Source organism: Mammaliicoccus sp. Q-M61, assembly GCF_022386055.1.
Lineage (GTDB): Bacteria > Bacillota > Bacilli > Staphylococcales > Staphylococcaceae > Mammaliicoccus > Mammaliicoccus sciuri_A.
Genome location: NZ_JAJNJL010000001.1, coordinates 195,701 through 216,336, shown reverse-complemented (window position 1 = coordinate 216,336; position 20,636 = coordinate 195,701). Strand labels below are relative to the sequence as shown.

Annotated in this window: 16 protein-coding genes; 15 read left to right on the top strand and 1 reads right to left on the bottom strand. The window is 31.9% G+C overall.

Annotated features, from left to right (window positions below):
- The first annotated feature begins 102 nt into the window (after window positions 1-102).
- From pnp to LQ677_RS00940, 15 genes are all read left to right on the top strand, one after another.
- Complete coding sequence (gene pnp, locus LQ677_RS01010; protein WP_025905355.1) at window positions 103-2,217, top strand: polyribonucleotide nucleotidyltransferase; 2,115 nt, start codon at window positions 103-105, stop codon at window positions 2,215-2,217.
- Window positions 2,218-2,669: 452 nt separating this feature from the next.
- A complete protein-coding gene (locus tag LQ677_RS01005) occupies window positions 2,670-3,890 on the top strand; it encodes a M16 family metallopeptidase (protein ID WP_191835964.1) in 1,221 nt (406 codons plus the stop codon).
- A gap of 143 nt (window positions 3,891-4,033) precedes the next feature.
- Window positions 4,034-5,707 (top strand): ribonuclease J2, encoded by a 1,674-nt coding sequence (rnjB, locus tag LQ677_RS01000; RefSeq protein WP_025905357.1) that lies wholly within the window; start codon window positions 4,034-4,036, stop codon window positions 5,705-5,707.
- A 209-nt stretch (window positions 5,708-5,916) separates the two neighbouring features.
- A complete protein-coding gene (locus LQ677_RS00995; RefSeq protein WP_037587811.1) occupies window positions 5,917-8,208 on the top strand; it encodes a DNA translocase FtsK in 2,292 nt (763 codons plus the stop codon).
- Between the two features lie 9 nt (window positions 8,209-8,217).
- Window positions 8,218-8,931 (top strand): GntR family transcriptional regulator, encoded by a 714-nt coding sequence (locus LQ677_RS00990; protein ID WP_037587813.1) that lies wholly within the window; start codon window positions 8,218-8,220, stop codon window positions 8,929-8,931.
- A 77-nt stretch (window positions 8,932-9,008) separates the two neighbouring features.
- Window positions 9,009-10,283, top strand: a complete 1,275-nt coding sequence (gene yfmF / locus LQ677_RS00985; RefSeq protein WP_126476496.1) for an EF-P 5-aminopentanol modification-associated protein YfmF — start codon at window positions 9,009-9,011, stop codon at window positions 10,281-10,283.
- On the top strand, window positions 10,276-11,565 hold the full coding sequence (gene yfmH / locus LQ677_RS00980) for an EF-P 5-aminopentanol modification-associated protein YfmH (RefSeq protein ID WP_037587815.1): 1,290 nt from the start codon (window positions 10,276-10,278) through the stop codon (window positions 11,563-11,565). The genes yfmF and yfmH overlap by 8 nt, the downstream gene beginning before the upstream one ends.
- Window positions 11,558-12,262 carry an elongation factor P 5-aminopentanone reductase gene (gene ymfI / locus LQ677_RS00975; protein WP_239748020.1) on the top strand — a complete coding sequence of 235 codons (705 nt, stop codon included), beginning with the start codon at window positions 11,558-11,560 and terminating at the stop codon, window positions 12,260-12,262. Before yfmH ends, ymfI begins: the two co-directional genes overlap by 8 nt.
- A 16-nt stretch (window positions 12,263-12,278) precedes the next feature.
- Complete coding sequence (locus LQ677_RS00970) at window positions 12,279-13,094, top strand: YmfK family protein (RefSeq protein ID WP_025905363.1); 816 nt, start codon at window positions 12,279-12,281, stop codon at window positions 13,092-13,094.
- Window positions 13,095-13,114: 20 nt separating this feature from the next.
- The gene (locus LQ677_RS00965) at window positions 13,115-13,510 is read left to right on the top strand and encodes a helix-turn-helix domain-containing protein (protein ID WP_037587819.1); all 396 of its coding nucleotides are present in this window, start codon (window positions 13,115-13,117) and stop codon (window positions 13,508-13,510) included.
- A gap of 64 nt (window positions 13,511-13,574) precedes the next feature.
- Entirely contained in the window at window positions 13,575-14,156 is a 582-nt protein-coding gene (gene pgsA / locus LQ677_RS00960; protein WP_204167719.1) for a CDP-diacylglycerol--glycerol-3-phosphate 3-phosphatidyltransferase, read from the top strand.
- A gap of 57 nt (window positions 14,157-14,213) precedes the next feature.
- Complete coding sequence (locus tag LQ677_RS00955; RefSeq protein WP_239748019.1) at window positions 14,214-15,362, top strand: CinA family nicotinamide mononucleotide deamidase-related protein; 1,149 nt, start codon at window positions 14,214-14,216, stop codon at window positions 15,360-15,362.
- 211 nt (window positions 15,363-15,573) lie between these two features.
- Window positions 15,574-16,587 (top strand): recombinase RecA, encoded by a 1,014-nt coding sequence (gene recA / locus LQ677_RS00950; RefSeq protein WP_049319417.1) that lies wholly within the window; start codon window positions 15,574-15,576, stop codon window positions 16,585-16,587.
- A gap of 217 nt (window positions 16,588-16,804) precedes the next feature.
- Window positions 16,805-18,364, top strand: coding sequence for a ribonuclease Y (gene rny, locus LQ677_RS00945; RefSeq protein WP_037587823.1), 1,560 nt, complete (start codon window positions 16,805-16,807; stop codon window positions 18,362-18,364).
- A gap of 197 nt (window positions 18,365-18,561) precedes the next feature.
- The gene (locus tag LQ677_RS00940; protein WP_239748018.1) at window positions 18,562-18,861 is read left to right on the top strand and encodes a hypothetical protein; all 300 of its coding nucleotides are present in this window, start codon (window positions 18,562-18,564) and stop codon (window positions 18,859-18,861) included.
- Window positions 18,862-18,922: 61 nt separating this feature from the next.
- On the opposite strand, the gene LQ677_RS00935 is transcribed toward LQ677_RS00940, so the two are convergent.
- Window positions 18,923-20,419 carry a glycosyltransferase family 2 protein gene (locus tag LQ677_RS00935; RefSeq protein WP_239748017.1) on the bottom strand — a complete coding sequence of 499 codons (1,497 nt, stop codon included), beginning with the start codon at window positions 20,417-20,419 and terminating at the stop codon, window positions 18,923-18,925.
- Window positions 20,420-20,636: the final 217 nt, after the last annotated feature.

The following is a 20,636-nucleotide window of genomic DNA, read 5'->3' as shown; positions in this document are numbered from 1 at the left end:
GAAATCAACCAGATTTCTTTCGATTTTTTTATAAATAAATATAAAAAATATGTGTATAATGGTATGATATAAGAGATTAAGTGTATGAGAGGAGATTCATAAATGTCTCAAGAGAAGAAAGTCTTTAAGACAGAATGGGCAGGAAGTCCATTAATAATTGAAACAGGCCAATTAGCAAAACAAGCTAATGGTGCAGTATTAGTAAGATATGGGGATACAGTTGTATTATCAACAGCAACTGCATCAAAAGAACCTAGAAATGTAGACTTTTTCCCATTAATGGTTAACTATGAAGAAAAAATGTATGCTGCAGGAAAAATTCCTGGCGGCTTTAATAAACGCGAAGGTAGACCTGGTGAAGATGCTACTTTAACAAGTAGATTAATTGATAGACCAATTCGTCCATTATTCCCTAAAGGATACAGACATGATGTTCAAGTTATTTCTATCGTAATGAGTGTTGATCCAAACTGTTCACCAGAAATGGCAGCTATGATCGGTTCTTCAATGGCATTATCTGTATCAGATATTCCATTTGAAAGACCAATTGCAGGTGTAAACGTAGGATTAGTAGACGGCGAATTTGTTATCAATCCAGATGTTGAACAAAGAGAAGTCTCTTTATTGGATTTACAAGTAGCGGGTCATAAAGATGCGATTAACATGGTTGAAGCGGGTGCTAAAGAAGTAACTGAAGAAACAATGTTAAATGCTATTTTATTTGGTCATAAAGAAATTCAAAGATTAGTTGAATTCCAAGAAGCTATCATTGAAGATATTCAACCTGAAAAAGCTGAATTTATACCTGTTGAAATTGAAGCTTCATTTGAAGAAACTGTTCGTGCTAAAGCAGAAGCTTTAGATATTATTTCAGCAATCAGAACTGAAGAAAAACAACAAAGAGATATTAATATTTCTGCAGTTAAAGAAGAAGTTCTAAATGACTTTACTAACGAAGAAGATCCAGATAACGAAGAAGTTCTTAAAGATGTAAGTAAAGTATTAGATGCACTTGTAAAAGAAGAAGTGCGTCGTTTAATTACTGAAGATAAAGTGAGACCAGATGGACGTAATCCTGAAGAAATCAGACCATTGTCTTCTGAAGTTGGATTATTACCTAGAGCTCATGGTTCAGGTTTATTTACACGTGGACAAACTCAAGCATTTTCAGTTGCGACTTTAGGTGCATTAGGTGAACATCAAATCATTGATGGTCTAGGTACAGAAGAACAAAAACGTTACATGCATCACTATAATTTCCCTAACTTCTCAGTTGGTGAAACAGGACCAGTGAGAGCACCAGGACGTCGTGAAATTGGTCACGGTGCATTAGGTGAACGTGCATTACTACAAGTTATTCCTGATGAAAAAGAATTCCCTTATACAATAAGAGTTGTTTCAGAAGTACTTGAATCAAATGGTTCATCATCACAAGCTTCAATTTGTGGTTCAACTTTAGCTTTAATGGATGCAGGTGTGCCAATTAAAGCACCAGTTGCAGGTATCGCAATGGGCTTGATTACTAAAGATGATAACTACACAATTTTATCTGATATTCAAGGTATGGAAGATGCACTAGGTGATATGGACTTTAAAGTTGCAGGTACAGAAAAAGGTATCACTGCTATTCAAATGGACATCAAAATCGATGGTTTAAGTGAACAAATCTTAAAAGAAGCTCTTGAGCAAGCAAGGATTGGTAGATTATATATCTTAAATCATATGCTTGAAACATTAAGAGAACCTAGAGAAGAACTTAGCCAATATGCACCTAAAATTGAAATTATGCATATTAAACCAGATAAAATTAGAGATGTTATTGGACCTGGTGGTAAGAAAATCAATGAAATCATTGATGAAACAGGTGTTAAATTAGATATCGAACAAGACGGTACAGTATTTATCGGATCTAAAGATAAAGAAATGATCGACCGTGCTAGACAAATTATTGAAGATATTACAAGAGAAGCTGAAGTCGGTGCAATTTATATGGCAACAGTTAAACGTATCGAAAAATTCGGTGCATTTGTTGAAATCTTCCCAGGTAAAGATGCCCTTGTTCATATTTCTCAATTCTCTAACGAAAGAGTTAACAAAGTTGAAGATGTAGCTAAAATTGGCGACCAATTCTTAGTAAAAGTAACTGAAATTGACCGTCAAGGACGCGTAAACGCATCACGCAAAGTGTTGTTAAACGAAGAAAAAGAACAAAAATAATAAAAGAAAAGATTCAGATAGGGACATTGACAATCATTAAAATCTGAAATTTAAAGTGTCAACAAAGTCATAGATTTTGTTGGCATTTTTTATGAGTAAGTAGAACAAGAAGTTACATGACATATGTTAGTAGTGGTATGTATAAGGGTGTCGTTATTAGCAGTTCTGGCAAAAGGTGCAAATACTGATACCGTTATTAGCAGTTTTGGCTAAAAATGCAAATACTGCGATTATACATGTACATAATACTTCTCAATACTTATAACACAAAAGGTTTTAAATTAATGATTGCTTCATATAAAATACTTTTATAACCGATACGCCTGAGGGAATCGTACAAGTCGAAGACTACAGGCTGAGACTGTACCCTAGGCAAGAGAGGTTATGAAAGTATGTATGTCTACTAATAGAGGGACATTGACGTGTCCCTATTTATTTTGAGGTGAATAAATATGGCTGATTTACAACGACTGAATAATGGAACGACTGTGATTTTTGAAGAAGTTCCTAACAGTGAAACAATTAGTGTAGGTGTTTATGTCAATACTGGAACGGGTGATGAAGGTGATTATCCAGAAGGTATTGCTCATTTTATGGAACATATGTTGTTTAAAGGTAGTGAACACTATACGAGACAGCAATTATCAAATGAATTTGATAAAATTGGTGGCTATAACAATGCATATACGACAAAAATGTACACTTGTTATTTCTGTAAAACATTAAAAAGATTTGAACATAAAGCAATTGATTTACTTATAGATATGGTTAAAAATCCACTGTTTCTTGAAGAAGAAATTGTTCGTGAGAAAAAAGTCATTTTAGAAGAAATTAAAATGATTGAAGATACACCAGAAGAATGGTTAATGGATAAATTAGAACATGAAATTTATAAAGACCAACCATTAGGACGAATGATCCTTGGTACGCCTGATAGTGTCAATCGAATAGATAGAGATACATTAGTTGATTTCCATAAAAAATATTATCAAAGTAATCGATTAATTGTTTCAGTTGCAGGTGCCTATAGCAAGTCTATGAAAGAAACGTTGCTTAAGCAATTATCTGATGGCATAGAAATACCGCTTGATCAACAAGAACAAAACATGACTTTTATTGAGAAGAAAGAAACTTACTATAAAAATGAGCTAGAGCAAACGCATTTTATGAGAAGTTATGATGCACCAAGTTATAATGATGAACACTACTATGCAACGAATATATTGAACACGATTTTAGGCGAAACAATGAGCTCTAAATTGTTCCAAGTTCTAAGAGAAGAACATGGATTATGTTATAATGTTTACTCAGATTTCCAAAGTTTTCACAATGATGGCTTGCTGACAATTTATGTAGCAACTGATAAAGAAAATGTTGATGCATCAAGTGAACTTATTACTGAAGTGCTTGAGTCATTATTAAGTGATGGTATTACACAGAATGAATTAGATGATGCTAAAAGTCATATCATCACAAGCTTTTTAATGGCATCTGAATCTAACCAAAATAAAATGACGAGAAATGCACGTTCAATCATGTTTCATAATGAATTAGTTACGAATGAGCAGTTCGAGCACGAGATTAATCAAATACAGTTAGCAGATATTAAATTAGCTACGAAAAGATTATTGGATGCACCTTATTCTGAGTTTATTTTGACAGAGAAATCATAAAGTTATGACCTGATATAACAATTATTGTCTTCCTTAATTTAAAATATGTATAAGACTGTTGTATGTGCTTGTATAATCGATTATATAAATGGTATGATTAAATAAATATATTATGGACGGGACTACATTTAGGAGGAACAATTTTGAGTTTAATAAAAAAGAAAAATGATAAAATTCGTATCATACCACTCGGTGGTGTAGGAGAAATTGCAAAAAACATGTATATCGTTGAAGTGGACGAAGAAATGTTCATGTTAGACGCTGGTTTAATGTTTCCAGAAGATGAAATGTTAGGTGTAGACGTTGTTATACCAGACATACAATATGTTATTGAGAATAAAGATAAACTTAAGGGTATCTTTTTATCACACGGACATGAAGATTCTATCGGTGCTGTAAGTTATATACTTGAAAAGCTTGATGCGCCAGTATACGGATCAAGATTGACGATCGCATTAGTTAAAGATCATATGAAAGCAAGAAAAATCAATAAAAAAGTACGTTATTATACAGTAAATAAAGATTCTGTCATGAGATTTAAAAATGTTAACGTGACATTCTTTAATACAACGCATTCTATCCCAGATAGTTTAGGTGTATGTATCCATACATCTTATGGTGCAATCGTTTATACTGGAGAATTTAAATTCGACCAAAGTTTACAAGGTGCCTATGCACCTGATATTGCTAAGATGACTGAAATTGGTCAAAATGGCGTATTTGCGTTGATTAGTGATTCAACAGAAGCGGAAAAGCCAGGCTATAACGTTCCTGAAAATGTAATCGAAAGTCATATGGTTGATGAATTTGCAAAAGCAAGCGGACGCATTATCGTGTCTTGTTATGCATCTAACTTTATTCGTATTCAACAAGTGTTGAATGCGGCTAGTAAATTAAACCGTAAAGTTTCATTCTTAGGACGTTCTTTAGAAAGTTCTTTCAATGTTGCACGTAAATTAGGTTACTTTAATATTCCAGAAAATCTTTTAGTACCTGTGCATGACATTAGTAAATATCCTAAAAATGAATTAATTATTATTGCTACAGGTATGCAAGGTGAACCAATTGAAGCATTAGGCCAAATGGCTCAACAAAGACATCCTATTTTAAACATTTTAGAAGGCGATAATGTTTATATTTCTACAACAGCTTCTGCTAATATGGAAGTAATTATTGGTCAAACTTTAAATGAATTAGTTAAAGCTGGCGCACACATTATGCCTAATAACAAAAAAACACATGCATCTAGTCATGGTTGTATGGAAGAACTTAAAATGATGCTTAATTTAATGAAACCTGAATACTTTATTCCAGTACAAGGTGAATTTAAAATGCAAATCGCACACGCGAAATTAGCAGCTGAAACAGGCGTAGATCCTGAGAAAATTTTCTTACTAGAAAAAGGTGACGTTGTTAACTTTGATGGCGAAAAAATGATTGCTAATGAAAAAGTTACAGCTGGTAACGTATTAATTGACGGTATCGGTGTTGGAGACGTCGGTAATATTGTTTTGAGAGACAGACACTTATTAGCTGAAGATGGTATATTTATTGCTGTTGTAACTTTAGATCCTAAAAATAGAAAAATCGTTGGTGGACCTGAAATTCAATCACGTGGATTCGTTTATGTTAGAGAAAGTGAAGAATTATTAAACGACGCTTCAGAAAAAGTCCGTGAAATTGTTGAAGAAGGTTTACTTCAAAAGAAAATTGAATGGTCTGAAATGAAACAAAATATGCGTGATAAACTCGGTAAGTATCTTTATGAACAAACGAAACGTCGCCCGATGATTATTCCAATTATTTCAGAAATCTAATGAATTGTTTTATGGATGATTTTTAACAGTCAAGAGATGAGACTAAATTCTATATCAATATAATGGATTTTTCCATCTCGGCAAAGGTGAACAAATAATGTGTCTTACACGCTATCTGTTCATTAACTGCCTACATACTATATGAGGCTGAGACATCTATTTATGTCCCAGCCTCTTTTTGCATTATAGATAAGGAGGCTATTTCAAAAATGGTACAAAAGAAGAAGCCAGCAACACGTAAAAGAAAAACAACACGTGGCAAGAAAAAGCAAAAAGATAATACATTAAAATATGTCATACAGATGATTGTGTTGTTTTTACTCGTGTTAGGTATTTTTCAATTAGGATTTATAGGTTTAATGATTGATAGCTTCTTTCATTTCTTATTTGGATTCTCAAAATACTTCACCTATATACTGATAGCGATTATTTCACTATTAATAACAGTGAATGGTAAATTAAAATTCACAAGAAGAGTAAACGGATTGCTCGTCTTTCAAGTAGCATTGCTGTTTATTATGCAGTTAGTATTATATTTCAAAGATCCATCGTTTAATACGTTTAAGACAACCTTGAGTGAAACATATTCAAGTTTAGAACGAAATGCATTTTACTTTAACGGTGGTGGTTATATTGGTTATTATGCGTTTAATGTCATAAGCAAGCTTATTTCTGTCTTTGGATATAGTTTATTAACGATACTCGTTTTACTATCTAGTGTTATTTTAATCATGAAGAAAAGACATCGTGATATTACGAAATCAGCATTTGATATGGCGCAAAGTAAAACTAAATCAAAAATGACAAACCTTGAACAAAAAAGAGAAGAAAAAGCGAAAGCTAAACAACTAGAAAAAGAAAAGCGTCAAAAAGAGCAGCCTAAAGACGTTTCACATTTAGAAGAAGTCGAACCAGTTCAAGAAATTTCTAAAAATGACCAACTACAGACTAATGAAGAAATTCCAATCTTTGAATCACAAGAAAAGTTAGCTGCTAAAAGAGCGCAACAACCTAAACAAACGGTTCAAAAAGAGCATGAAAATCATGAACCTGAAATGAACGAGTCAACAATAGATGAGACTGAGAATTTAAATTATAAATTACCACCGATTACGATTTTAAATGATCCACCTAAATCACAATCTGTGTCTAAAAAGACCGTTCAAGAAAAAGGTAAACTACTCGAAGCTACATTAAGAAACTTTAATGTTGATGCGAAAGTAACTCAAATAAGAATTGGACCAGCTGTTACGCAATACGAAGTACAGCCAGCTCAAGGTGTGAAAGTAAATAAAATTGTTAATTTGAGTAATGATATTGCACTGAATTTAGCAGCAAAAGATATTAGAATTGAAGCGCCTATTCCAGGTAAGTCTGCAGTTGGGATTGAAGTACCTAATGAACATATTTCAATGGTAACGTTGAAAGAAGTACTGAATGAGGCAAAACCAACGTCTAATAAACTTGAAGTTGCTTTAGGAAGAGATATTTCAGGAGAACCGATTACTGCAGAATTAAACAAATTACCTCACTTACTTGTAGCAGGTGCTACAGGTAGTGGTAAATCAGTTTGTATTAATGGTATTATCACAAGTATATTAATGAATGCTAAGCCACATGAAGTAAAATTAATGCTTATTGATCCAAAGATGGTTGAATTAAATGTATATAATGGGATACCACATTTATTAACACCAGTTGTTACGAATCCTCAAAAGGCAAATCAAGCATTACAAAAAATTGTATCCGAAATGGAAAAAAGATATGACTTGTTCCAACACGTTGGTGCAAGAAATATTGAAGGATATAATCAATTTATTGAACGTACGAATCAAGAAATGGAAGAAAAACAAGCGCAATTACCTTATATAGTCGTCATTGTTGATGAACTTGCTGACTTAATGATGGTTGCTGGTAAAGATGTTGAATCATCCATTATGAGAATCGCACAACTTGCGCGTGCAGCAGGTATTCACTTAATTATTGCAACACAAAGACCATCTGTTGATGTTATCACAGGTAGTATTAAAGCTAATATACCTTCTAGAATTGCATTTGCAGTAAGTTCTGCAACAGATTCTAGAACAATTTTAGATAGTGGTGGTGCTGAAAAATTACTAGGTAGAGGTGATATGCTATTCTTATCTAGAGATTCTTCAAAACCAACAAGAATACAAGGTGCATTTCTTTCTGATGGTGAAGTTGAATCAGTTGTTCAACACGTTGTTGGAGAACAAACAGCGAACTATGTTAAAGAGATGGAACCTGACGAACCAACTGAAACAAATGAAATGGAAAGTGAAGATGCTTTATACAAAGAAGCATATTTATTTGTTGTAGAAGAACAAAAAGCAAGTGCGAGTTTATTACAAAGAAGATTTAGAATAGGTTATAATAGGGCATCTAGGTTAATGGATGATTTGGAAAATAATGGTGTTATTGGTCCTCAATCAGGTAGTAAACCTAGACAAGTATTGGTTGATATTTATCAAGACGAATAGGGGGATATTATGTCTACAAATGCAAGTACAAATTTCGTTAAAAATTGGATATTAGAAAAAATTCAAACAGCTGAACTTAAACCGGGAGATGCTATTCCGAATGAGTTTGAAATTAAAAAGTTGTTAAATATAAATTATGATGAAATCGAAAAAGCCATACATGAACTTGTCACAGAACAAATTTTATCTCAAAAAACAGGCGACGTAACAGTAGTTAAACCTACACAACCATATTATTATCCATTAGACGAATTAGTCAGTATTACAAAAATGATTGAAAAGAATGGTGAAGTTGCAGGAACTGAATTTATTAGTTTAGATGAAGAAGTCGCGACTTTAAAAGATATAGAAGTATTAAACTTAGAAAAAGATGCATATATTTCAGTTATTGAAAGAGTACGTACAGCTAATGGTGAGCCAGTCGTTTATTGTTTAGATAAAATTGCTACTGATTTATTCGCGTGCAGTGACTACCGATCTAACTCATCTATTTTATCTGCAATTGAAAGTAAAGTAGAATTTAAAATAACACATGCTAATACATCTATTGAATCTATTAGTTATGAACCATATATTAGTGAAATATTGAATTCTGAACCAGATGATGCAATGATGTTATTAACACAAATTCATTATAATGAACATGGTACACCTGTTCTTTATTCACTAAATTATTTTAAAAGCAGTCTTGTAAAGTTTCGAATTACAAGAAATAGGATATAATAAATATATTGAGAGAAACAAAGTAACAATTGTTGCTTTGTTTCTCTATATACATACATATAAGAGAGGTATCTATTATGATAACAACAGAACATATACAATTATCTTCAAATGACGTTTATGTGATACCAACTGAAAAATTTAAAACAACGACTATCGTTTTTAAATTTGTAGCACCATTAAACAGTGAGACGATTACATCTAGGTCAATTTTAAGTAAATTAATTACACGTGTTACAAAACAATACCAAACTGATAAAGAAATGAATAATTTGCTTGCGGACTTATATGGTGCGCATTTATTTAGCTATGTCAATAAACAAGCTAATAATCATATCATGACAATTGGTATTGAAATCGTAAATGAAAAATATTTAAATAGTGAAATTCCACTGTTTGAGCAAGCCGTTAAATTATTGCACGAAGTGATTTTTAACCCACTTATTGAAAATGGAAAATTTAACGAAAAATATACGAAGCAAGAAAAATCTTTATTACATAAAAAATTAACTGCAATTGAAGACAATAAATCTCAACGCGCATTTATTCAATTTATGAATCATATGTTTGAAGATGAGCCTTATAAATATTTAGCTTCAGGTCGACTAGAAGACATTGATAATGTAACGCCTGAATCTTTAGTCAATACATACCATGATTTGTTACATGAGAATGCGATATCTACATATATTATTGGAAATGTTGAATTAGATGAAGTTAAATCATTGTGTCATGAATATTTTAATTTCGATCATAATAGTCAATTAGAAATCGAAACGACATTATTAAAAGATATTAAAGAAGTAAAAGAAATAGTTGATTATACAAAGATTGATCAAGCAAAATTAAATATGGGATATAGGTTCCCAATAACATTCCATTCTAAAGAATATTATTCGTTCTTAGTGTTAAATATGTTACTTGGTGGAGATGCTTCTTCAATTTTATTTAGTGAAGTACGTGAAAAACAAAGTTTAGCATATTCAATACATTCTCAAATCGATGCAAGAAATGGGTTCTTATATATAGTTGGTGGCATCTCTAAAGATAAAGTACATGTCGCTAAAGAAACAATTTTAAATATTTTTAAAGATATTCAACAAGGTGAAATTGAAACAGAGAGACTGACTTTAGCGAAGAAAGTCTTAATCTCACATGCACGAGAAATGTTTGATAAGCAACGACAAATGATCGACTTATTGCATACACATGCGAGATATCAATCCGTTTATAACTATGATGAGTGGATTAAAGAAATTGAATCTATCACTATTGAAGATATTAAAAAGATCGCACAACTTGGACAATTAGATACAATATATATACTGACTGAAGGTGATAACAATGCGTAATCAATATTATAAACAGATTGATGAAACTGTATTTGAAGAGACTTTAGAGAATGGTTTAAAAGTAGTTGTCATTCCAAAAGCAGGTTTTTCAAAGACTTTTGTGACATATACAACACATTTCGGTTCACTTGATCACACATTTAAGCCACATGGCAAAGATGATTTTGTAACTGTTCCGGATGGCGTAGCACATTTCTTAGAACATAAATTGTTTGAAAAAGAAGACGGCGATGTCTTTACAAGTTTCGCTGAAAATGATGCACAAGTTAATGCATTTACAACATTTGATAGAACAAGTTATTTATTTAGTGCGACAGGAAATGTACACGATAATATTATTCGTTTATTAAAGATGATTGAAAGTCCGTATTTTACTGAGAAGACAGTAGAAAAAGAAAAAGGGATTATCGCTGAAGAAATTAAGATGTACCAAGAACAGCCGAATTATAAATTAATGTTCCAAACTTTAGGTGCACTTTATCATAATCATCCTGTACAAGTGGATATAGCAGGTTCTGTAGAAAGTATTTATGACATTACGGCAGAAGATTTATATTTATCATATGAAACGTTTTATCATCCAGCAAATATGGTGTTAATCATTGTTGGCGATGTCAATCCTGACGAGACTATACAATTAGTGCGTGAACATGAAGATAAAAGAAATATGCATGAAATGCCACCTATTACGAGAAAAGCAATAGACGAACCGACATCTGTACATACACCATATGTCGAAACGAAAATGGATATCGTCCAAGAAAAATCAATGTTGGCATATAAGTTCAAGCCTAATACTATTTCTGATAAAGTACGCGTAAAAAATGATATGGAAATGATGATTGCTTTAGATTTAATGTTTGGTGAACAAACTGAATTTTATCAATCAAATTTAGAAAAAGAAGTGATTGATGATACGTTTGGTTATCAATTTGCTAACGAAATGACATATAGTTATTTAATTCTAGCTGTGACAACTGATTATCATCATGAATTTAAAGAAGCGGTTAAAGCAGAACTTAAGAAATATATAGAAAATGGATTTGTTCCAGAAGAGTTAGAAAGAGTGAGAAAACAAACTTTAGGGGAAATTGTATCGAGCTTAAACTCTCCAGAATATATTGCGAATCAATATACTAAATTCTATTTCGAAGGTGTAGAACTATTTGAACTTGTAAACATTTTAGAATCTATAACAGTAGAAAGTGTACAAGAAACATTGGCTTCATTAATAGACTTTGATCATGTTGTAGAAAGTCGTTTGGTGAAACAAAATGGCTAGAACATTTATTGTTGGTGGTAGTGGTGACATTGGCTTATCGATTGTTGATGAATGTTTATCACTAGGGCATGAAGTGATACTGCATTATAATCGATCTAATATTAATGAACTCAAACAAATGCATGCCGGACAACCTGTTACTTTTCTACATTTCGATTTAACAAACAAAGATAATCTACAGTCTTTAACTTCAATTGGACATATTGATCAATTAATATATGCAGCTGGGCAATCGTCATTTGGTGCGATTCAAGATTTTACAGATGTTGATATTGATGTTCAATATAATTTGAATGTATATGCGCTCATAAAAATTGTTCAATTATTTGTTGATGATATTAGAAAAAGTGAAAATGGCAGAATAATCGTTATATCATCTATTTGGGGTGAGACTGGTGCAAGTTACGAAACAATCTATTCAACAATGAAAGCAGCTCAACTTGGCTTTGTTAAATCTTTAGCAAAAGAACTTGCTTTAACATCTATTACAGTAAATGCTATATGTCCAGGGGTCGTTCATGGTAAAATGACAGATGAACTTGATGAAATTACACAAACACAATTAAAAGATGAAATACCACAAGGTCGGTTTGTTCAAACTAAAGAAGTTGCGGCAACGGTGGGATATTTATTAAATCCGTTATCTCAAAGTGTGACCGGTCAAGTACTTCGTGTAAACGGAGGATGGTATATTTAATATTGGGGTGGATATTATGGAAGAAGTCATTAAAAAAGAATGGTATTTAGAATACGATATACAAGTAAATAGAGCAGGTTTATTAGGGGATATCTCTAGTTTGCTTGGTATTTTAGGTATTAATATCATTACGATAAATGGTGTCGATCAAGGCCGCAGAGGTCTACTCATTAAGACAGATGATATGAATAAAGTTAAACGCTTTGAAAATATTGTTAAAGAAATTGATGATATCACAATTAAAAAACTACGTACACCTGGCTTAAGAGATCGATTAGCGGTAAGACACGGTAGATATATTAAACGAGATGTTGATGACAAAAAGACTTTTAGATTCGAAAGAAAAGACTTAGGTTTGTTAGTCGATTTTATGGCAGAACTGTTTAAAGAAAACCGTCATAAACTTATTGGTGTAAGAGGTATGCCAAGAGTAGGTAAAACAGAATCTGTTGTTGCTGCAAGTGTGTGTGCCCATAAAAAATGGCTGTTTATTAGTTCGACGCTTATTAAGCAAACTGTAAGAAGCTCTTTATTAAAAGGTGAATATAGTGATGAAAATGTTTATATTATTGATGGGGCTGTAACGTCTAAACAAACCGACGAAAAGCATAAACAACTCGTTAGAGAAGTTATGAGTTTACCAACAATTAAAGTAGTAGAACATCCTGATTTATTTGTACAGCGCTCTGAATATAGCCTTGAAGATTTTGATTATATTATTGAACTAAGAGAAACAGAAGACCAAGAAATTACATATGAGCAATTAAATAAAAATGATTTATTTACAAATGACAATATGGCATTTGGAGATGGATTTGGATTTTTTGAATAAATTGTTTGAGGTGAATATATTTGAAATATATTGGAGAAACGTTAAGAAGTAAAAGAGAACAATTAGGGATGACTTTAGTTGAACTTGAAGAAAAAACAAAGATACAACGACCATTTTTAATGATGATTGAAAAGAATGAATTTGAAAATCTACCAAATCCCGATTATACAAGAGGTTTCATAACGAAATATGCTTCGGCAATCAATATGAGTGCACCAGAATTAATTGATAAACATCAAAGTGAGTTGCCTAAAACAGCACCTTCTGCTAAAGAAGCTTTTAGACAGCTTACGCAAGAAAAAAGAAGCCAAACTGAAATATCAGAGAATAAAATGGTAGCTAAACTCATAACACAAATGGTTACCTTCTTTGGTATATGTTTAATTGGATGGATATTATTAATAATTATCATTTAATTATATATAGTATTGATTTATAATAGTATTATTATGCAGTTGTAAGAAAAGAAGGAGAACGAATATGAATATTCCTAATCAATTAACAGTATTACGTGTTATTTTAATACCTGTATTTGTTTTATTTTTACTTGTAGATTTTAATATGGGTGACATTCATTTCTTATTTGGACAAGAAATGAGAATAGAACAATTTATAGCTGGTATTATATTTATTTTAGCTTCTGTTACAGATTGGTTTGATGGCTATTTAGCGAGAAAATGGGAACTTGTTACAAACATGGGGAAATTTTTAGACCCTCTAGCTGATAAATTATTAGTTGCGAGTGCATTAATTGCATTAGTAGAACTTGATAAAGTATCATCAGTTATTGCTATTATCATCATTGCTAGAGAATTCGCTGTAACAGGTCTAAGATTACTTCAAATTGAACAAGGCTTTGTAAGTGCGGCTGGTCAATTAGGTAAAATTAAAACGGCTGTAACGATGGTTGCAATCGTATTTATCCTATTACAAGAACCATTCTCTACTTTATGGCAAATTAATCTTGGGCAATGGCTCATGTATATTGCTACTTTCTTTACAATTCTATCTGGTATAGAGTATTTTTATCATGGTAGAGATGTATTTAAAGGATCAAAATAATAACAACATTTAACCTACAACATTTCGTTTGTAGGTTTTTCTGTAGGAGGCAAAAGTATGAAAGTTAGTATTTTAAGCGTAGGTACTGAAATTTTATTAGGACAAATTGCAAATACAAATGCACAGTTTATATCAAAAGTACTTAATGAACTCGGTGCAAGTGTGATGAGACATGTTGCTGTAGGTGATAATCCTGGAAGGTTAGAACGTACTTTTAAAGAAGAATTAGCGCATCATGACGTTGTAATTTTAACAGGTGGTTTAGGACCAACGAAAGATGATTTAACAAAACAAACTGTTGGTAAAGTATTAGGTAAATCGCTAGAAACAAATAAACAAGCTATGGATCAGATTGAACAATATTTCAAAAATGAAAACCGTACGATGACACCTAATAACAGACAACAAGCACTTGTTATTGAAGGTAGTGAAGTACTGAAGAATGACTTTGGTATGGCACCAGGCATGTATTTAGAAGTGGATGACAAAAAAGTCGTATTATTACCAGGTCCGCCGAAAGAACTTCAACCAATGGTCAATCAATATCTTGTACCTTTCTTCTTAAATGAAGAACGTGTCATCTTTTCAGAGTCGTTGAAATTCATGGGTATTGGTGAATCTAGTTTGGAAACAGAGTTGATTGACTTAATAGATAATCAATCCAATCCTACAATTGCACCACTTGCTGGTCAACATGAAGTATCACTCCGCATTACGGCTAATGCGAATACTAAACAACAAGCGATAGATTTAATCCAGCCTGTTAAAACAGAAATATTAAATAGAATCGGCGAATTTTATTATGGTAGTGATGATTTAACAGTTGAAGATGCTGTATTTAATGAATTAGACCAACCACTTGTTATCTATGATGGCATTACAGACGGTGTATTAAATGCTCGACTTAAACTATCTAAAGACAGCAAGCAATATTTAAAATCATATCTCTTACAAAATTCATGGACTGATGAAATGTTGAATATTAGTCAAGATGATTCAATTGAACAAATTGCAAATAAATTAAAATCAACATTTAACGTAGAAAGTGTTATCGTGTTAAAACAAGCTCATAAAGAATCAACAGTATATATTTCACATATGCAAAAAACGGAAAAATTTATTTCGTCATTAAGTCAATCATATGCTGGAAGACGTGATAGAATAAGCAATATAGCACTTATAAAGTTTTTGAACCAATTAAGGTAACTTGCAATAATTCATAAAATCGGTACTTATGTTCGCTTAATTTTAAAAAATGCGTACAAAAACACGAACAAATATTCGCTTTATGCTTGCAATTTAGAACAAAAGCATTTATAGTAATAATAGCTAATTAAACAAGTAAATTCATTTTATATATATAGGAGGTTATCGCGTGAACGAACGTCAAAAAGCACTCGATACAGTAATTAAGAATATGGAAAAATCCTTTGGTAAAGGGGCAGTAATGAAGCTAGGGGATAATACAAGCAGAGAAGTATCAGCAGTTTCTAGTGGCTCAATCACACTTGATAAAGCATTAGGTGTGGGTGGTTACCCTAAAGGACGTATCATTGAAATATATGGTCCAGAAAGTTCTGGTAAAACAACAGTAGCTTTACACGCTATCGCTGAAGCACAAAGACAAGGTGGCGTAGCTGCTTTTATTGATGCTGAGCACGCACTAGATCCTGTTTATGCTAAAAACTTAGGCGTAGATATTGATAACCTATATTTATCACAACCAGACCACGGTGAACAAGGTTTAGAGATTGCAGAAGCATTTGTTCGTAGTGGTGCAGTTGATATTGTTATTGTCGACTCAGTAGCTGCATTAACACCTAAAGCTGAAATTGAAGGTGAAATGGGAGATACACACGTTGGTTTACAAGCAAGATTAATGAGTCAAGCTTTACGTAAATTATCAGGTGCTATTTCTAAATCAAATACAACAGCTATCTTTATCAACCAAATTCGTGAAAAAGTTGGCGTTATGTTCGGTAATCCTGAAGTTACACCAGGTGGACGTGCGTTGAAATTCTATAGTTCTGTTCGTTTAGAAGTACGTCGTGCTGAACAATTGAAACAAGGTCAAGAAGTAGTGGGTAACCGTACTAAAATTAAAGTTGTTAAAAACAAAGTTGCGCCTCCATTCAGAGTAGCAGAAGTTGATATTATGTACGGTGAAGGTATTTCACGTGAAGGTGAATTAATCGACTTAGCAGTTGAATTTGATATTGTAGATAAATCAGGTGCTTGGTATTCATATAATGGAGAACGTATGGGTCAAGGTAAAGAAAACGTTAAGACTTACTTAAAAGAAAATCCAGCTATTATCGAAGAAATTGATGGAATCTTAAGAGATCAATTAGGCTTTAACGGTAAGAAGAAAGAAGAAGCTAAAAAAGAAGAAAAACCTAATGAGCCTGAACAAGAGACTTTATTAGACTAAATAGTATTTTGTCATTAAATTAAACATTCTATAGATTACGTTTCATTGTGTAATCTATAGAATGTTTTTTTATAAAAATAGAATTAAAAATTAAAGTCCATGTCCTTGACACTTGTACAAATTTAAACGTACAATTGAGTTGTATGATTCCATAGTTTCATTTAATCATATTTTTGTATATATAAGACGTAGAACCTAGATAGAAGGAGGTGTTTATGTGGACTTATTAACCCTCTTACTCATTTTGCTAGGAGTTATTCTAGGTGTTGTTGTAGGATACTTTTTCGCACATAATAGCTTAACGAAAAAGCAAGATCAAGCTCGTCAGTCTGCTCACTATATTATAAGTGAAGCGAATAAAGAAGCTGAGAGTCTTAAGAAAGAAAAGTTGATTGAAGCTAAAGAAGAAAATCAACAAATTAGAGATCATCTTGATAGTGAAATTAGAGAGAGAAGAAGTGACCTACAAAAGCAAGAAGCAAGATTACTTCAAAAAGAAGAAAATTTAGAGCGCAAATCTGATCTTTTAGACAAAAAAGATGAAATTCTAGAAAACAAAGAAGCTAAAATTGAAGAGCGACAACAACAGGTAGATGCAAAAGAGAGTAATGTTCAAGAAATAATAATGAAACATGAACAAGAACTAGAACGCATCTCCGGACTCACACGTGAAGAAGCTCGTAAAGAGCAATTCTCACAAGTAGAAGAAGAACTGTCACATGATATTGCTGTACTTGTAAAAGAAAAAGAAAGAGAACTAAAAGCAAATGTCGATAAAAAAGCTAAAGAACTGTTGTCTATTACTGTACAAAGATTAGCAGCAGATCATACTTCAGAATCGACTGTATCCGTAGTAAATTTACCAAATGATGAGATGAAAGGACGTATTATCGGTCGTGAAGGTCGTAATATTCGTACTTTAGAAACATTAACAGGTGTAGATTTAATTATAGACGATACACCAGAAGCGGTTATATTATCTGGATTTGATCCAATTCGAAGAGAAATCGCTAAGACAGCCTTAACTAATTTAGTATCTGATGGACGTATCCATCCAGGTAGAATTGAAGATATGGTTGAAAAAGCGAGAAGAGAAGTGGATGACCTAATGAGAGAATCAGGTGAACAAGCGACATTTGAATTAGGTATTCATAACTTACACCCAGAATTGGTTAAAATTTTAGGACGTATGAAATATCGTACAAGTTATGGCCAAAGTGTACTGAAACACTCAGTAGAAGTTGCACAACTTTCAGGAATGTTAGCAGCTGAACTAGGTGAAGATGTTACTTTAGCAAAACGTGCAGGTTTATTACATGATATTGGTAAAGCTATTGATCACGAAGTTGAAGGTAGCCATGTTGAAATAGGGGTAGAACTTGCAAAGAAATATCATGAACATGATACAGTCATAAATGCAATACACTCACATCATGGGGATGTAGAACCAACATCAGTTATTTCTATACTGGTAGCAGCAGCAGATGCGTTAAGTGCTGCAAGACCTGGAGCTAGACGAGAAACTTTAGAAAATTATGTGAAACGTTTAGAAAGATTAGAAGAAATATCAGAAGGTTATCAAGGTGTTGAAAAAGCATTCGCAATACAAGCAGGTAGAGAAATTAGAGTAATCGTTTCTCCTGAAGATATTGACGACTTGAAAGCACATAGAATAGCTAGAGATATTAAAGATCAAATAGAAGGCGAATTACAATATCCAGGGCATATTAAGGTGACAGTTGTCCGGGAAATGAGAGCTACTGAATACGCTAAGTAGAAGAGTTCTCAAATTTTAAAAACCCTAACCAAATGAGGTTAGGGTTTTTTATGTTGTTATCAAAAATATTTTTGCACAATACAAAATTATAGTATAATATATATGTATAATATGGAAGCAAAAAAATATTTAATGTAATTTAAACTGAAAATGACAATACCATTCATAGTAGATTTATATAAAGTGAGGTGTGATATATGAATAATGACTACGTAACAAGAGCAGAATTTCAAATGCTAGAAATACATATGAACACAAGATTTGATCTAATAGAAAGCTCTTTAAGAGAAGTGAAAAACGAATTGAAGAATGATATAAAGAGTGAAAGTTATCAAAGAATGAGAGAATCTGAATCATTAAAAGAAGATATTATCAATTTAGTAGATCAAAAAATTATCGTCAACATTAGTAATATGAAAGACGCTCAAAATAAATGGTTTATAGCAACCATACTCGTCCTACTCGGATTAGCAGGAAGAATATTTGGTGTTTATTGAGGTATTAGTAATTAAAAAATCCCTTATGATTAATGTTTCAATTAGTCATAAGGGATTTTATTTATTTATGTTGCTCTACAATATGATTACTTGTATTTAAACCAACTTCTGGTACTTGTATTGCAGGTTGGTTATCGTGTTCATAAATACCTGGTGTTTGGTAAGCTTCTTCACTTGTTTCTATACTAACTTTAGAGTGGGGTGTTCTAATCCAAGTTTGTTGATTTGGCCATGTAAATAAACCGAATAATTGTACGATAAAATCAGTTATCATAAACCATTGTAAAGATAAAACAATTTTAATTGGATTAATATTTCTAAGTTTTGCATAAACACTATACATAGGTAAAATGACGAAACTATAAATAATAAGTAATGCGTTTATTCCTGTAATATAAAACATGTAATCATTCAATAAATGCAATGCACCTAAAATATTCAAAGCTGCTAATGTTGATACCAACATGTGATGATAGGTTAATAATATAATATTAATGATGAGTACCATAAATATTAAGAGTATATGAAATGCTTTACCCATACTCATTAAGAAGAATATTTTGTCTAAGTATTTAATATTTAAAGTCATAATAAATTTCTTAGTTAATGGCAAAATTTGTTTAAAAGCAACGTACCAATGACCTTTTATCCATCTATGTCTTTGTACCATACTTACTTTTGTCTTTTCTGGCTTTTCATCATAAATAGACGCATGGTCATTCCATAATATACGTCCGCCATCATTGATAATCTCAATTTCCATTTCTAAATCTTCTGTAAGTGAATCAAACTTGAAGCCACCTTTATCAATTAGCCAATCTGTTTTCACAAAAAATCCTGTACCACCAATAGAATTAGGTAAGTTTAATTTATATTTTGCTAATTGCATAAATCGATTATTTGTCCAAAATACAACTGAGTAGGCTAAACTCATAAATTTAGAGTAGTTTTTACTATCAAGATAAGTTTGAATTGCTGTTGGTCTACCTTTAGTAATAAATTGTGAATTGACTTCTTTTAAAATATTTTTACTAACAAAATTATCAGCATCTAAAACCATAATCATGTCATATTGACGTTTAACATTTTCAAAACCTAATTTTCTAAGTGCGTATTGAATACCTGCAGGTTTACCAACACCTTCTCGTTCAAATTCATTTTTAATAGTATCTACAACAAGTACATTTTCATTTAAAGCAATTTGTGTTGTAAGATCAGTGGAGTTATCACTAACGATGCATATATCATATAAATTTTTATCGTAATTAATTTGTTTAAGATTTCTAATTGTTTCCCGAATCACACTTTCTTCATTATGAGCTGCAACTAAAATTAAAAACTTTGTTCTATCTTGTTTAATAAGGTAATCTCTTTTTATGTTTTTAAATCCAAAAAATGAAACAATCATATTATATGAATATACAATTGTGAAATAGAATGATAGAAGCATTAATCCCGTAAATATAATAACTAATAAACCTTGCCCTCCCCAAAGCATTGGTATAATCGTTATCAAAGCTAAAAAACACAACCAAAATAGATAATTTAATTTTTTCATAATTTGTCTCCTTAAAATAATAACTTTTGTAGTATACATTTGGGGATATGTTCTAGGCAAGATAAATAAATTAATAAATTGTGGTTTATTGAATATATGCTCACATTAAAATTTCATAAATATTATAAAGTCACTTAATGATGAATAAATAAACATGTATTTATTGCAAATACAAGAGAGGGAGCTTGAAAAATGAATTTATATTCGTTGTGTCTAA

Coding starts and splice junctions, on each gene's coding strand:
- LQ677_RS00995 (WP_037587811.1), top strand. CDS start 5,917: ATGGTACAAAAGAAGAAGCCAGCAACACGTAAAAGAAAAACAACACGT.
- LQ677_RS00970 (WP_025905363.1), top strand. CDS start 12,279: ATGGAAGAAGTCATTAAAAAAGAATGGTATTTAGAATACGATATACAA.
- ymfI (WP_239748020.1), top strand. CDS start 11,558: ATGGCTAGAACATTTATTGTTGGTGGTAGTGGTGACATTGGCTTATCG.
- LQ677_RS00990 (WP_037587813.1), top strand. CDS start 8,218: ATGTCTACAAATGCAAGTACAAATTTCGTTAAAAATTGGATATTAGAA.
- LQ677_RS00955 (WP_239748019.1), top strand. CDS start 14,214: ATGAAAGTTAGTATTTTAAGCGTAGGTACTGAAATTTTATTAGGACAA.
- recA (WP_049319417.1), top strand. CDS start 15,574: ATGGAAAAATCCTTTGGTAAAGGGGCAGTAATGAAGCTAGGGGATAAT.
- LQ677_RS00940 (WP_239748018.1), top strand. CDS start 18,562: ATGAATAATGACTACGTAACAAGAGCAGAATTTCAAATGCTAGAAATA.
- LQ677_RS01005 (WP_191835964.1), top strand. CDS start 2,670: ATGGCTGATTTACAACGACTGAATAATGGAACGACTGTGATTTTTGAA.
- pgsA (WP_204167719.1), top strand. CDS start 13,575: ATGAATATTCCTAATCAATTAACAGTATTACGTGTTATTTTAATACCT.
- pnp (WP_025905355.1), top strand. CDS start 103: ATGTCTCAAGAGAAGAAAGTCTTTAAGACAGAATGGGCAGGAAGTCCA.
- yfmH (WP_037587815.1), top strand. CDS start 10,276: ATGCGTAATCAATATTATAAACAGATTGATGAAACTGTATTTGAAGAG.
- yfmF (WP_126476496.1), top strand. CDS start 9,009: ATGATAACAACAGAACATATACAATTATCTTCAAATGACGTTTATGTG.
- LQ677_RS00935 (WP_239748017.1), bottom strand. CDS start 20,419: ATGAAAAAATTAAATTATCTATTTTGGTTGTGTTTTTTAGCTTTGATA.